This is a genomic window from Streptomyces sp. NPDC088197 (assembly GCF_044741185.1).
Taxonomy (GTDB): domain Bacteria; phylum Actinomycetota; class Actinomycetes; order Streptomycetales; family Streptomycetaceae; genus Actinacidiphila.
Genome location: NZ_JBIUSD010000006.1, coordinates 50,039 through 65,611, shown reverse-complemented (window position 1 = coordinate 65,611; position 15,573 = coordinate 50,039). Strand labels below are relative to the sequence as shown.

Genomic DNA, 15,573 nt, shown 5'->3' with positions numbered 1-15,573 from the left:
GCGGTTACGGGATGTCCTGCGTCGTGTGGCCCGCCCGGCGCTCGCGCGCCGCGCCGGGCGAGGCCGCTCAGGAGATCCCGAGCTCGTTGTTGATGAAATCCAGCACCTCGTCGGCGGATGCCGACTTCAGCCGGTCGGCGGCACCGGTCTCGCGTGTGCCTGAGCCGGTTTCGGTGCCGGAGTCGCGCCAGAAAGCGAGCAGTGTCTCCAGTCGGCGGCCGACCGCGGCGCGCTGGTCCGCGTCCACCTCCTCGGCCGCGACGGTGGCGAGCTGGGTCTCCAACGCCGCCAGTTCGGCCAGGAGTTCATCGGCACCTGGCGGTCGTTCGTCGGGCAGCAGCGTGCCGAGCAGGTGCGCGGCGAGGGCGTCGGGGGTGGGGTGGTCGAAGACCACGGTTGCCGCGAGCCGCTGTCCCGTGGCGGTGCCGAGGCGGTTGCGCAGCTCAACTCCGGTGAGCGAGTCGAAGCCCAGCTCCTTGAACGCGCGCGCCGGATCGACGGCGGCCGACGATCCGTGGCCGAGCACCGCCGCGACGTTGGTGCGCACCATGTCGACGAGTACGGCGCTGCGCTCGGCGGCGCCGAGCGCGGCGAGGCGCGCGGCCAGGTCCGCGCCGCCCGAACGCTCCGCAGGGACAGCGGCTTTTGCGGTACGGCGCTGCGGGGCACGGCTCGTCAGGCCGCGCGCGAGAGCGCGGAAGGCTTCTCCCGCGGTCTGCTCGTCCGCCGTCTCGGGCGCGAGGCGGGCGGTGACGGCGAGCGGCGTGTCCCAGCCGACGGCCGCGTCGAACAGCCCGATCCCCTGCTCGACGCTCATCGGCACCACGCCGCTACGGGCCAGACGTGCCCGGTCAACCTCATCGAGCGAACCGGTCAACTCGGAGTCGGTGGCCCAGTGTCCCCATGCCATCGACACAGCCGCAGCGCCGCTCGTACGGCGCACGCCCGCCAGAGCGTCCAGGAACGTGTTCGCCGCCGCGTAATTGCCCTGCCCCGCCGTGCCCACCACGCCCGCGAGGGACGAGAACAGCACGAACAACGACAGGTCCAGGTCCCGGGTCAGCTCATGCAGATGCCACGCCGCATCCACCTTCGCGCCCAGCACACTCCGGATACGTTCCGCGTCCAGGTCCGGCACCAGACCGTCGTCCAGCGCGCCCGCGCAGTGCACCACACCACCCAACGGCCGGTCCCCGCCGAAGCGCGCGAGCAGCCCGGCCGCATCGTCCCGGACCGCGACATCACACGCCACGACCTCGACCCGCGCACCGGCCGCCCCCAACTCCGCCACCAGCGCATCCGCACCAGGCGCGTTCGCACCACGCCGACCCGCCAGTACGACATCGCGCACCCCGTACGAGGCCACCAGATGCCGGGCCACCAGCCCGCCCAGCAGACCCGTACCACCCGTGATCACCACCGCACTCGCGGCATCCACCGCACGCGGAAGACGCAGCACGACCTTGCCGACATGCCGCGCCTGCGACATGAACCGCAACGCCTCGTCCGCCCGCCGTACGTCCCACACCCGCACCGGCAACGGCTCTAGCACACCCTCCGCGAACAACCCCGCCAACTCCCGCAGGATCTCGCCGACTCGCTGCGGGTCCGCCTTCGCCAGGTCGTAGGCCCGGTAGGTCACACCGGGGTGCTCGGCGGCGACAGCCTCCGGGTCGCGGATGTCGGTCTTGCCCATCTCCAGGAACCGGCCGCCACGCGGCAGCAACCGCAACGACGCGTCCACGAACTCCCGCGCCAGGCAGTCCAGTACGACATCGACTCCGTCGCCCCCGGTGGCGGTCATGAAGGCGTCCTCGAAGGCCAGGGTCCGGGAGGACGCGATGTGCTCGGCGTCAAAGCCCATGTCCCGGAGGGTGTCCCACTTGCCCTCGCTGGCGGTCCCGAAGACCTCGGCACCCCAGTGGCGAGCCAGCTGCGTGGCCGCCATGCCCACACCGCCGGTCGCCGCGTGGATCAACACCCGTTGCCCGGAACGCAGTTCGCCGAGGTCGGCGAGACCGATCCACGCCGTGAGGAACACCGCGGGGACGGCGGCGGCCTGCTCGAAGCTCCAGCCCTCCGGCACCCGCACGACCAACCGCTCGTCCACCACCGCCAACGGCCCGAACGACTCCGGCAGCAGACCCATCACCCGGTCACCCACCACGACACCCGCGACGCCAGGACCGACCTCGACCACGACACCCGCACCCTCGCAGCCGAGCGACTCCTCAGTGCCGACCATGCCCAGACTGACCACGACGTCACGGAAGTTGACACCGGCCGCGCGGATACCGACCCGGATCTGGCCGGGGGCGAGCGGCGCGTCGGCAGCGGGGTGGGGGGCCAGGGCGAGCCCGTCGAGCGTCCCTTCGGAGGCGACCAGTCGCCACGCGCCCTCGGCGGGCGGCACCAAACCCCCGCCACCGGCAGGCGCCCGCACCAGCCTCGGCACCAGCACCTCACCACCGCGCACCGCCACCTGCGGCTCACCCGCCGCCACCGCGACACCGAGCACCGCACCGAGATCCGCGGCCGTCTCCACGTCGTGGTCGGTGTCGACCAGCAGCAGGCGCCCGGGGTTCTCGGCGAGCGCGCTGCGCACCAGGCCCCACACCGGGGCGTGGACCAGATCAGCGACAGGCTCACCGCTGTGAGTGGACACCGCACCACGGGTGACGAGAACCAACCGCGAACCAGCGAACCGCTCCTCGGCCAGCCACTCCTGGACCAGACCCAGCACGCCGGTCACCGCGTCCGCCACCGCACCCGGCACGCCATCGGAGACTGAGGCCGGGGGCAGGACCACGCCGACCAGCGGCGGAACCGACTCTGAGGCGGCGGCCAGTGCCGCGAGGCCCGCTGCCCCCGGCACGAGGAAGCAGTCGGCCGTCGCCGCGTCGGCCTCCGTAGGCGTCGCGCGGACCCAGTCCACCCGGAACAGGCCGTCGACCGTGTCCGCGCCGGTACCGCGGAGCTGGTCGCCCGACACCGCGCGCAGCACGAGGGACGTCACCGACAGAACCAGGGCGCCTGCGGTGTCGGCCACCGTCACTGACACCGTGTCAGGTCCCGAGGCCCGCAGCCGTACGCGTACGGAGGTCGCGCCGACCGCGCCCAGCACGACATCGGACCAGACGAACGGCAGCCGGACCGGCGAGCCGTGAGGGTGCTCCAGCAGTACGGCCTGGATCGCGGCGTCGAGCAGGGCGGGATGGATGCCGAACCGGGCCGCGTCCTTGGTTGCGGCCTCCGGCAACGCCACTTCCGCGTACAGCTCGTCGCCGTCGCGCCATGCGGCCCGCAGGCCCTGGAAGGCAGGGCCGTAGCCGTAACCGGCCGCCGCAGCCCGCTCGTAGAAGCCGTCGACCGGCACCGGCTCGGCGCCCGGCGGCGGCCACGCGGTGAGCGTGTCCGGGGTCTCAGGGCTGCCGTCGAGCAGCGTGCCGGCGGCGTTGCGCGTCCAGGGCCGGTCGCCCGGCGCGGCGCTCTCCGCGCGGGAGTGGATGCCGAGTTCGCGCCGTCCGTCCGCGTCGGGCGCGCCGACGGAGACCTGCACCTGTACGCCGCTGCCCTCCGGCACCACCAACGGCACCTGGAGCGTCAACTCCTCGACCCGCCCGGCCCCGACCTCGTCCGCCGCGCGCAACGCCCATTCGGCCAGGGCCGCGCCCGGCACCAGGACGGTCCCCTCCACCCGGTGATCGCCCAGCCACGCGTGCGACGCCAGCGACAACCGGCCCGTGAACACGACCTGATCCGAATCCGCCAGGCACACCACCGCACCCAACAGCGGGTGATCGACGGCCTCCTGCCCGAGCCCGCTGGGATCGCCACTGCGGCCGCCCTCACCGGTCAGCCAGTAGCGCTCGTGCTGGAAGGCGTACGTGGGCAGGTCGACGTGGTGGGCGGGGGTTCCGGCGAAGACGGACCGCCAGTCGACGGGCAGGCCCCGTACCCAGCCTTCGGCGAGGGAGGTGAGGAAGCGTTCCTGGCCGCCCTCTTCGCGGCGGAGGGTGCCCAGGGCGACGGCGTCGGAGCCCGCGTCCTCGAACGTCTCGGCCAGACCGACAGCCAGGACCGGGTGCGGGCTGGACTCCACGAAGTAGCCGAACCCGTCCGCCAGTAGGGCCCGGACGGTCTCGTCGAAACGGACTTCCTGACGGAGGTTGGTCACCCAGTACGCAGCGTCCAGCGTGCTCGTGTCGATACGGCCGCCGGTCACCGTCGAGTAGAACGGCACCTGCGACGATCGCGGCTCGATGCCGGACAGAGCCTGCACGACCTCGTCACGGATCGCGTCCACCTGTGCCGAGTGCGACGCGTAGTCCACATCGATACGACGCGCCCGTACACCCTCGGCCTCACACACCGTCAGCAGCTCAGCGAGCGCTTGAGGTTCGCCCGAAACGACCGTGGAGGAAGGCCCGTTGACCGAAGCCACACCGATCCGGCCGTCCCACCGCGCGATCCGCTCCCGTACCGCATCCGCCGGGAGCGCGACCGACACCATCCCACCGTTGCCCGACAACGACCCGCGAATCGCCTTCGCTCGCAACGCCACCACGCGCGCCGCATCCTCCACGGAAAGCGCGCCAGCGACGCACGCCGCTGCGATCTCACCCTGACTGTGACCAATCACCGCACCCGGCTCAACGCCCACCGACCGCCACACCGCCGCCAGCGACACCATCACCGCCCACAACGCCCCCTGAACCACCACCACGTCATCCAGGACGCCCTCGCGAATCGCCTCCACCACCGACGACCCCGCATAAGGACGCAGCGCCGCATCACACTCCGCCAACCGCGCCCCGAACACCGGCGAGGAATCCAACAACCCCAACGCCATCCCCGCCCACTGCGACCCCTGACCCGGGAACACGAACACCACCCGGCCGGGGTCCCGCACCGTCGTGCCCGACACCACGCGGGCGGCCGGGGTGTCGTCGGCCAGGGCGCCGAGCCCCGAGACGGCCTCGGCGATGTCGGGGGCCAGCACCACGCTCCGGTGCTCCAGGGCGGTGCGGGACGTCGCGAGGGAGAGGCCGACGTCCGCCGGGGAGTTCTCCGCGCCGCCCGCCTCGACGAAGGACGCCAGGCGTCCGGCCTGGCCGCGCAGCGCGTCCGCCGACCGCGCGGACACCACCCACGGCACCACCGTCAGCGATCCCAACGGGCCTGTCTCCGAACCGACTTCGGGCTCGTAGGTCCGCGACGGCTCAGCCTCCTCCAGGATCACGTGCGCGTTCGTCCCGCTGATGCCGAACGACGAAACGGCGGCCCGGCGCGGGCGGTCGCCCGGGGACCAGTCCTGGGAGTCGGTCAGCAACTCGACGGCGCCGCTCGACCAGTCGACGTGCGGCGTCGGCTCATCCACGTGGAGCGTGCGCGGCAGCACACCGTGGCGCATCGCCTGGACCATCTTGATGACGCCCGCGACCCCGGCGGCGGCTTGCGTGTGGCCGATGTTCGACTTCACCGAGCCCAGCCAGAGGGGCAGTTCACCGGCCCGCTCCTGCCCGTACGTCGCGAGCAGCGCCTGCGCCTCGATGGGGTCGCCCAGTGCCGTGCCGGTCCCGTGCGCCTCGACGGCGTCGATATCGGCGGCCGTCAGACCGGCACTGTCCAGGGCGGCCCGGATCACCCGCTCCTGGGAAGGCCCGTTGGGCGCGGTCAGCCCGTTCGACGCACCGTCCTGGTTCACCGCGGAGCCCCGCATCACCGCCAGCACCCGGTGGCCGTTGCGCCGGGCGTCCGACAGCCGCTCCAGCAGCAGGACACCGACGCCCTCGCCCCACCCGGCACCGTCCGCCGCTGCCGAGAACGCCTTGCTGCGGCCGTCGGGCGCCATGCCCCGCTGGCGGCTGAACTCCACGAAGACCCACGGGGTCGCCATGACGGTGACGCCGCCGGCCAGGGCGAGCGAGCACTCCCCCGACCGCAGCGCCTGCGCCGCCAGGTGCATCGCGACCAGCGACGACGAGCACGCCGTGTCCACCGTCATCGCCGGACCCTCGAACCCGAAGGTGTACGAGACCCGGCCGGAGGCGACGCTGCCCTGCGTGCTGGTGACGGCGTAGCCCTCCAGTTCTTCGGGGCGGTCGCCGGTGGAGCCGTAGTCGTGGTGCATGACTCCGGTGAAGACACCCGTCGAACTGCCCTTCAGCGAACCGGGATCAATACCCGCCCGCTCCAACACCTCCCACGACGCCTCCAGCAGCAACCGCTGCTGGGGATCCATCGACAACGCCTCACGCGGAGACACCCCGAAGAACCCCGCATCGAACTCCCCCGCGCCATAGAGGAACCCGCCCTCACGCGCATAACTCCGCCCCGCCACACCAGGATTCGGATCAAACAACCCCTCAACATCCCACCCCCGGTCCACCGGGAACCCCGACACCGCATCCCCACCCGAAGCAACCAGCGACCACAACTCCTCAGGCGAACCCACACCACCCGGATACCGGCACGCCATCCCCACAATCACCACCGGGTCGGTGTCACTGTCCGGAGCGGACGCCCGGACTGCCGTGTCGGCCGGGGCCGTTGCCGCCGGCTGGCCCGGCCGGTCGGCGCCCAGCACGAGGGTGCGGAGGAAGCCGGTGAGCGCCTGGGGCGTCGGGTAGTCGAAGACGAGGGTGGCGGGGAGCCGGAGGCCGGTGGACGTGGCGAGGGCGTTGCGGAGTTGCAGGGCGGTCAGCGAGTCGAAGCCGAACTCCTTGAAACTGCGGCGCGCGGAAATCGTGTCCGGTGTCGGCAACGCGAGGACGGCTGCGGCCTGTTCACGGATCAGATCGAGCAGGAGCCGGTCCTGTTCCTGCGGGTCGAGGCCGGTGAGGCGGTGCCGCAGGTCGCTGGCGCTGTCGGCCGGTGCGGAAGCGGCGGCGGTGCGCCGTGCGCGGACCAGGCTGCGGAAGGCGGGCCGCAGGGAGCCGCGGGCGGCCTCGGTGCGCAGGGCGGACAGGTCGAGCGAGACGGGGACGAGGCAGGACGTGTCGGTGGCCGTGGCCGCGTCGAACAGGGCCAGGCCGAGGTCGGCGGCCAGCGGCCGGACGCCGGAGGCGCGCAGCCAGGCGAGGTCGCCGTCGTCCAAGTGGGCGCGCATGCTGCCGACTTCTTCCCACAGGCCCCAGGCGAGGGAGTGCGCGGGCAGGCCCTCGGCGCGGCGGCGCGCGGCGAGGGCGTCGAGGAAGGCGTTGGCGGCGGCGTAGTCGGCCTGGCCGGGGTTGCCGAAGGTCGCGGCGATGGAGGAGAACAGCACGAACAGCGACAGGTCCAAGTGCCGGGTCAGCTCGTGCAGATGGACCGCCGCGTCCACCTTCGGCGTGAGCACGCGGGACAGTTGGTCGTCGGTGAGGGACAGCACGAGTCCGTCGTCGAGCACACCGGCCGCGTGCACCAAGCCGGTCAGCGGCCGGTCGGAGGGAACGGAGTCCAGCAGGGCGGCCAGCGCCGTTCGGTCGGCCGCGTCGCAGGCGACGATGTCGACGGTCTCCGCGCCGTCGGCGCGGAGCCGGGCCCTGAGGTCGGCGGCGCCGTCCGTGTCGGGTCCGCGGCGGCTGGTCAGGACGAGGTGCCGGACGCCGTGTTCGGTGACCAGGTGACCGGCCAGCAGCGAGCCGAGGGCGCCGGTCCCGCCTGTGATCAGGACCGTGCCGTGCGGGTCGGCCTCGGCGGGGTGTGGGTCGCTCTGGGTGCCGGGCGTCTCGGACGCGGCGCCGGGGGTGGCGCGGACCAGCCGGGGCAGCCGTGTCTCGCCCGCGCGCAAGGCGATCTGCGCCTCGTCCCGCGCGACGGCGGTGGCGACGGCCGTGGCCAGTGCGTCCCGGGACGCCGGTGTGTCGTCCGTGTCGACCAGGACGAGGCGGCCGGGGTGCTCGGACTGGGCGCTGCGGATCAGGCCCCAGACGGGTGCCGTCGCCAGATCGGCGACGGCCTCGTCGGGTCCCGCCGCCACCGCCCCGCGCGTCAGCACGACCAGGCGCGACGTGCTCAGCCGCTCGTCGCCGAGCCAGGTCTTGAGCAGGGCCAGCGCCTCGGCCGTCGCTGCGTGGGCGCGGGCGGGCAGTGCCGCGTCGACCGGCGTACGGCCCGGCGTCCCGCCCTCGTGGGCCGCCGTCCCACTCCCGTCGCCGAGGACACCGTTCGCGCCGACAAGCTGCCCGCTGTCGTAGCCCGACGCCTCGCTCCCGTAGCGGTCGCCGTCGCCCGGCGCACCCTTCGCGCCGCCCGGCTCCTCGTGCCCCCACCCGCCGAGCCGTACCAGTGCCGTCGGCGGCGCCTCGATGGTGCCCGCGTCGATGCGGGCGAGCAGTTCCGCGATGTCGGGCACGCCGTCGTCGCCCGTGCCGGGACCGACGGCCAGCCATTCGGCGGCGGGCTCCGCGGTCGCGGCGGGCTGCCAGTCGAGCCGGAAGAGCGCCTGGTCCGCGGGGGTGTTCGCGGGGCGCCCAGCGGGGCTCAACTGCGCCTCGCCGACGGGCAGCAGGGTGAGCGCCTCGATGGACGCGACGGGCGCGCCGGTGGCGTCCGCGAGCGTCAGGGCGACGGTGTCCGGGCCGTCGGGAGTGACGCGGACGCGGACCGCCGAGGCGTGGACGGCGTGCAGGGCGAGCCCGCGCCAGGCGAACGGCAGCCGCAGGCCGTCGACATGGGCCAGGGAAATGTGCAACGCGGCGTCCAGCAGGGCGGGATGGACGCCGTACGATCCGGCGTCGGTGGCCTGCTCGTCGGCGAGGGCGACGTCGGCGTAGAGGTGCTGGCCCGACCGCCAGGCGGCGCGGACGCGGCGGAAGGCCGGACCGTAGCCGTAACCGGTCGCGTCCAGGTCCGCGTAGAACTCCTCGACGGGCACCGGCCGGGCGTCGGCCGGGGGCCAGGCGGTCAGGGGTTCGGGAGCGGCGGGCGCCTCGGAGGCGAGGACGCCCGCGGCGTGCCGGACCCAGGGGCCGGTGTCGACGCTTCCGGAGTCGTCGTGCGCGTCGGCACGGTCGGGTCGTGAGTGGATTCGCAGTTCGCGGCGGCCGGTGGTGTCCGGTGCGCCGACGGTGAGCTGGAGGTGCACGCCGTCCTGGCCCGTGAGGACCAGCGGTGCTTCGAGGGTGAGTTCCTCGACCTGGGCGCATCCGGTCAACTCAGCGGCGTGCAGGGCCAGTTCGGCGAACGCCGAGCCGGGCAGCAGCACCGTGTCGAGAGCGGCGTGGTCCGCCAGCCACGGATGGGTGCGCAGCGAGATCCGGCCGGTGAGCAACAGGGTGTCGGTGTCGGCGAGTTGTACGGCCGCGCCCAGCATCGGGTGCCCGGTGGCGGACAGGCCGAGGCCGTCCGTTCCCGCGCCCGCGCCCGCCGCCGACTCCAGCCAGTACCGCGCCCGTTGGAAGGCGTAGGTGGGCAGGTGGACGCGGCGCCCGTCGGTCGCGGGCAGCAGGCGGGTCCAGTCGACGCCGGGCAGGCCGCGGACCCAGCCTTCGGCGACGGAGGTGAGGAAGCGGTCGGCGCCGCCTTCGTCGCGGCGGAGCGTGCCGAGGGCGAGGGCGTCGGTCCCGGCGTACTCGAACGTCTCCTGCATGGCGGGGGTGAGTACGGGGTGGGCGCTGATCTCGACGAAGAACCGGAAGCCGTCGTCGAGGAGCGTGTGGACGGCGGTCTCGAAGTCGACCGGCCTGCGGGCGTTCTCGAACCAGTAGTCGGCGTCGAGCCCGTCTCCGTCGAGCGCGCCGCCGGTGACGGTCGAGTAGAACGGGACGTCGCCCGCGGCGGGCGTGACGTCGGCGAACATCTGCGTGATGCGGTCGCGCAGCGGGTCGACCTGGGCGCAGTGCGAGGCGACGGTGGAGCCGATGACGCGGGCCCTGATCCCCTCGTCCTTGCAGGCGGCGACGAATTCGGCGAGCGACGTCTCGTCCCCGGCGACGGTCTGCGCGGTGGGTCCGTTGCGTCCGGCCGCGGTGAGGCGGCCGTCCCACGCGGCCAGCCGCTCTTCCAGCGCCTGCGCGCTCAGCGCGACCGACGCGACGGCGCCGTTGCCGACGAGTTCCTCGCCGAAGAGCGCGCTGCGCAGGACGACGATACGGACGGCGTCGGCGAGGGTGAGGGCGCCCGCGACGCAGGCCGCGGCGATCTCGCCCTGGCTGCTGCCGACGACGGCGGCCGGCTCGACGCCCGCGGCGCGCCACATCGCGGCCAGGGACACGTTGACGGCGAACAGCACCGGTTGGAGTACGTCGATCCGGTCGAGCGGCGGCGCGTCCGGGGCGGCGCGCAGCACAGCGGTGGCGGACCAGTCGACGTAGGCGGCCGCCTCCCGCTCGCACTCGGCGAAGCGGCGGGCGAACACCGGTGAGGTGTCGAGGAGTTCGGCGGCCATGCCGCGCCACTGGGAGCCCTGGCCGGGGAAGACGAACACCGTCCGGCCGCGCAGGTCGGCCGCGCCGACGACGGCGTGGGGGGTGGGCGCGCCGACGGCGACGGCGGTCAGCGCGTCACGGGTCCCGTCGGGGTCGGCGGCGAGCACGACGGACCGGTGTTCGAGTACGGCGCGGGCGGTGGCCAGGGCATGGCCGGTGGCGGCCCGGCCGTCACCCGTGCTCGCGGGGCCGTCTCCCCCGGCCTCGCCCGTCCAGTCGCGGATACGGGCGGCCTGGGCGCGCAGCGCGGCGGCCGACTGTCCTGACACGGGCCACGGTGCGGGGGCTCCGGTGAGGATCGGGAGCGCCCGCGGGTCCCGGGCCCCGCCCTCGGAAGCGGAAGCGGATACGGATACGGATGCCGAAGCGGATACGGACTTGGCCTCCATCTCGGCCTCGGACGCGCCGGGCGCGGCCGGAGCGCTTACGGGAGCCTCCGCCTCCTCCAGGATCAGGTGCGCGTTCGTGCCGCTGATGCCGAACGACGAGACGCCCGCGCGCCGCGGCCGGTCCCCGCGCTTCCACGCCACCGGTTCGGTGAGGAGCGTGACGGCGCCGGACCAGTCGACGTGCGGCGAGGGAACGTCCGCGTGCAGAGTGCGGGGCAGCTCCTCGTGGTGCAGGGCCTGCACGATCTTGATCACGCCCGCGATGCCCGCCGCGGCCTGGGTGTGCCCGATGTTGGACTTGACCGAGCCGAGCCGGAGCGGCCGGTCCTCGGGGCGGCTCCGCCCGTAGGTGGCCAGCAGCGCCTGCGCCTCGATCGGGTCGCCGAGCGTCGTGCCGGTGCCGTGCGCCTCGACCACGTCCACGTCGGCGGCGGCGACCTGCGCGTCGGCGAGCGCGTCACGGATCACCCGCTCCTGCGAGGGGCCGTGCGGCGCGGTCAGGCCGTTGCTCGCGCCGTCCTGGTTGGTGGCGGAGCCGCGGATCAGGGCCAGCACCTGGTGGCCGTTGCGGCGCGCGTCGGAGAGCCGCTCGACCACGAGGACGCCGACGCCCTCGGACCAGCCGGTGCCGTCCGCGGCGGCGGAGAACGCCTTGCAGCGGCCGTCGGGGGACAGCGCCCCCTGTCGGCTCAGCTCCACGAACATGCCGGGCGTGGACATGATCGTGACGCCGCCCGCGATCGCCATCGTGCACTCGCCCGACCGCAGCGACCGTACCGCCCAGTGCAGTGCGACCAGGGACGACGAGCAGGCCGTGTCCAGGGTGACGGCCGGGCCCTCGAGGCCCAGCGTGTAGGCCAGCCGTCCCGAGGCGACGCTGGTGAGGGTGCCGGTGAGCCGGTGGCCCTCGACGCCGTCCGCGCCGTACTGGAGCTGCGGCCCGTACTCCTGGAACATCGCGCCGAAGAAGACGCCTGTGCGGGTGCCGCGCAAGGACAGCGGGTCCATCCCGGCGCGCTCCACCGCCTCCCACGAGGTCTCCAGCAGCAGGCGCTGCTGCGGGTCCATGGCCAGGGCCTCGCGCGGCGAGATCCCGAACAGCCCGGCGTCGAAGTCCGGTGCGCCGTCGAGGAATCCGCCGTGCCGGACGTAGCTGGTGGCCGCGCGCCGCGCCTGCGGGTCGTAGAGGCGCTCGATGTCCCAGCCGCGGTTGTCGGGGAAGTCGCCGATGACGTCCCGGCCGTCCGCGACGACGTCCCACAGCGCCTCGGGCGAGTCGACGCCGCCGGGCAGTCGGCAGGCCATGGCGACGATGGCGATCGGGGAGTCGTCGGCGTCCGGGTGGTCAGCGGGGGGCGCCGCGGTGTCGTTCGCCGCGGGTCCCGCGTCGAGCAGGGCGGCGCGCAGGTGGCGGGCGAGCGCGGACGGCGTGGGCTGGTCGAAGAGGACGGTGGCGGGCATCGCCACCTCGGCCTGCTCGGCGATCCGGTTGCGGAGCTGGACCGACAGGTGCGAGTCGAACCCGAGGTTCTTGAAGGTCTGTTCGGGGTCGAGCGCGTCCGGCGACGGCTGTCCCGCGACCGCCGCCGCGTGCGCCAGAACGAAGCGCAGCAGCGTCGAATCCCGCTCGGCCGGGCGCAGCGCGGCCAGTCGGGCGGCGAACGAGGAGGCGGCGGCCGGTTCGGCGCCGGAGTCCCGGTCCTCGCCGTGCTCGGCGTCCCGGACGGTGCGGTGGGCCGGTACGGCGGCGGTTCCCGCGCGTCGGCGACGGCGGCCGGTCGCGGTGTCCAGCCAGTGGCGGCGGCGCTGGAACGCGTAGGTGGGCAGGGCCACTTGGGCCGGGGGCGTGTCGGCGAACACGGCCTGCCAGTCGACCGGCAGGCCGCGTACCCAGCCCTCGGCCAGCGAGGTCAGGAAGCGTTCCTGGCCGCCCTGGTTCCTGCGCAGCGTGCCGAGCGCCACCGCGTCGAACCCGGCGTCCTCGAACGTCTCGGCCAGGCCCACCGCCAGCACGGGGTGCGCGCTGGCCTCCACGAAGTAGCCGAACCCGTCCGCCAGCAGCGCGCGTACGGTCTCGTCGAACCGCACCTGCCCGCGGAGGTTGGCGAGCCAGTACGCGGCGTCCAGCTCCCGGGTGTCGAGCCGGCCGCCGGTGACCGTGGAGTAGAAGAGCACGTCGGACGCCACCGGGGTGATGCCGGCGAGGGCGTCCAGCACCTCCTCCCGGATCGCGTCGACCTGGACCGAGTGCGACGCGTAGTCGATGTCGACGCGCCGGGCGCGGATGCCCTCGGCGTCGCAGACGGCGCGCAGTTCGGCGAGCGCGTCCAGCTCGCCCGACACCACGGTGGAAGAAGGCCCGTTGACCGATCCGACGCACAGCCGGTCGCCCCAGCGCTTGAGGCGTTCGAGGACCGCGCCGACGGGCAGCCCGACCGAGAGCATCCCTCCGCGGCCCGACAGCGACGCGCCGATCACCTTCGCCCGCAGCGCGACCGTCTTCGCCCCGTCCTCGACGGACAGCGCGCCCGCGACGCAGGCGGCGGCGATCTCGCCCTGGCTGTGCCCGATGACGGCGCCGGGTTCGACACCGGCGGCGCGCCACACCTCGGCCAGCGACACCATCACCGCCCACAGCGCCGACTGGACGACGACCACGTCGTCCAGGGCGCCCTCCCGGATCGCCTCGACCACCGAGCTGCCGAGATACGGCGCCAGCGCCGTGTCGCACTCCCCCATCCGGGCCGCGAACACCGGTGAGGTGGCAAGCAGTTGCATCGCCATGCCCGCCCACTGCGAGCCCTGGCCCGGGAACACCAGGGCCACCCGGCTGCCTCCGGCGCGCACCGCGCCGCTCACGAGGCCGGCCGCGGGCATGCCGGTGGCGAGCATGCCGACGGCGTTACGGGCGTCCGCGGGTCCGGCCGCGAGGACGACAGCGCGGTGCTCGAACGCCGCCCGGGAGAGGGCGAGGGCCCGGCCTACCGGGCGCAGGCTCGACGGGCCGCCGCCGTCGGCGGAGGCGAAACCGGAGCCGGAGTCGGAGTCGGAGCCGGCATGAGCATCGGCATCGGCATCGGCGGATTCGGCGACGGCGAGCAGGCGTTCGGCCTGGCCTCGCAGTGCGGCGGCGGACCGCGCGGACACCGGCCAGGGCACAAGGTCGAGTTCACCGAGCGGTGACCGGGTCGCGGGGGCGGCGCCCGGGGCAACCGCTTCGGGGACGACGGAGGCCGAGGCCGCGGCCCATTCGCCCACCACCACATGGCAGTTGGTGCCTCCCATGCCGAAGGAGGAGACACCGCCCAGCAGCGGCCGGTCGGCGTCGGGCCAGGCGGTCGCCCCGTCGCCGGTCTGCACCCGCAGGCGGAGGTCCGCCAGCGCGATCTCCGGGTTCGGGCGGCGGTAGTTGAGGCTCGGCGGCAGTGCCCGGTGCTGGACGCTGAGGATCAGCTTGAGCAGGCCGGTCACGCCCGCGGCGCCTTCCAGGTGGCCGACGTTCGTCTTGACCGAGCCGACGGCCAGCGGCGCTCGCGGGTCGCGGCCGGCGCCGAGCACCGTACCGAGCGCGCGGGCCTCGACCGGGTCGCCGACGCGGGTGCCGGTGCCGTGCAGTTCGACGTACTGCACCTCGTCCGGCGCGACCCCGGCCTGCCGGTAGGCGCTGCGCAGCAGGTCTTCCTGCGCCGCCTGGTGCGGGCTGGTGAGGCCGGGGCCGCCGCCGTCGTTGTTGACGGCGCTGCCGAGCAGCACGCAGCGGATCGGGTCGCCGTCGGCGACGGCGTCGCTCAGCCGCTTGAGGACCAGGACCGCGCCGCCCTCGCCGCGGACGTAGCCGTTGGCGCGCTCGTCGAAGGTGTAGCAGCGGCCGTCGGGAGAGAGCGCGCCGAAGGCGGTGATCCGCTCGGTTGTCTCCGGGACGAGGTTGAGGTTCACGCCGCCGGCCAGGGCGACCGCCGACTCGCCGGAGCGCAGGCTCTCGCAGGCGAGGTGGACCGAGACCAGCGAGGAGGACTGCCCGGCGTCGACGGTCAGGCTCGGGCCGTTGAGGCCCAGCGCGTAGGAGATGCGGTTGGCGACGAGGCTGCGGTGCAGGCCGGTGAGGGTGTGGGCGGTGGCCGGTCCTGACCGGGCGCTGAGGGTCGCGTAGTCGTCGGCGATGACGCCGAGGAACACCCCGTAGGCGACGGGCCGTCGAGCGGCCTTCCGCCGGTGCGCCGCCGAGGCGGCCTCGGGGGTCCCGGTCCTGGAGGCGGGGTGCAGGGCGGCGAGGCCCGCGTCCTCCAGTGCCTCCCAGCCCAGTTCGAGCGCGAGCCGCTGCTGGGGGTCCATCTGGGCGGCCTCGCGGGGCGTGACGCCGAAGAACTCCGCGTCGAAGCCCTCGATCCGCTCGGCGTCCAGGAAGCCGCCGCGCTGCGGACCGGCCGCGCCCGGACCGCCCGGATCTCCCGGACCGCCCGGACCGCCCTTCCCGATGTCCGAATCGACGTCCGATTCGACGTCCGGCTCGGCGTCCACGTCGCCCTCCACGGGCCAACGGGGGGCGGCGAGTTCGGTCACGGCGTCCGCGCCGCCGCGCAGCAGGTCCCAGAACGCCGTCGGGTCGTCCGCTCCCGGCAGTCGGCAGGAGACCCCGATGACGGCGATGGGTTCGCCCGGCCCGGCGGGGTCGCCGCCGTGTCCGTTCAGCGAATTCCGGTCGGCATTTGTGTCCGCCACCAGTACGTCAGAGCTCCTTCGGAATCCCACGACCCGGGGGGTGATACAGGTCG

The 15,573-nt window shown here is 74.1% G+C and carries 1 protein-coding gene; it reads right to left on the bottom strand.

Going from position 1 to position 15,573, the window contains the following annotated elements; translation table 11 throughout:
• Positions 1 to 67 precede the first annotated feature (67 nt).
• Positions 68 to 15,520 carry an SDR family NAD(P)-dependent oxidoreductase gene (locus ACIOC1_RS16755; protein ID WP_401854972.1) on the bottom strand — a complete coding sequence of 5,151 codons (15,453 nt, stop codon included), beginning with the start codon at positions 15,518 to 15,520 and terminating at the stop codon, positions 68 to 70.
• Positions 15,521 to 15,573 lie beyond the last annotated feature (53 nt).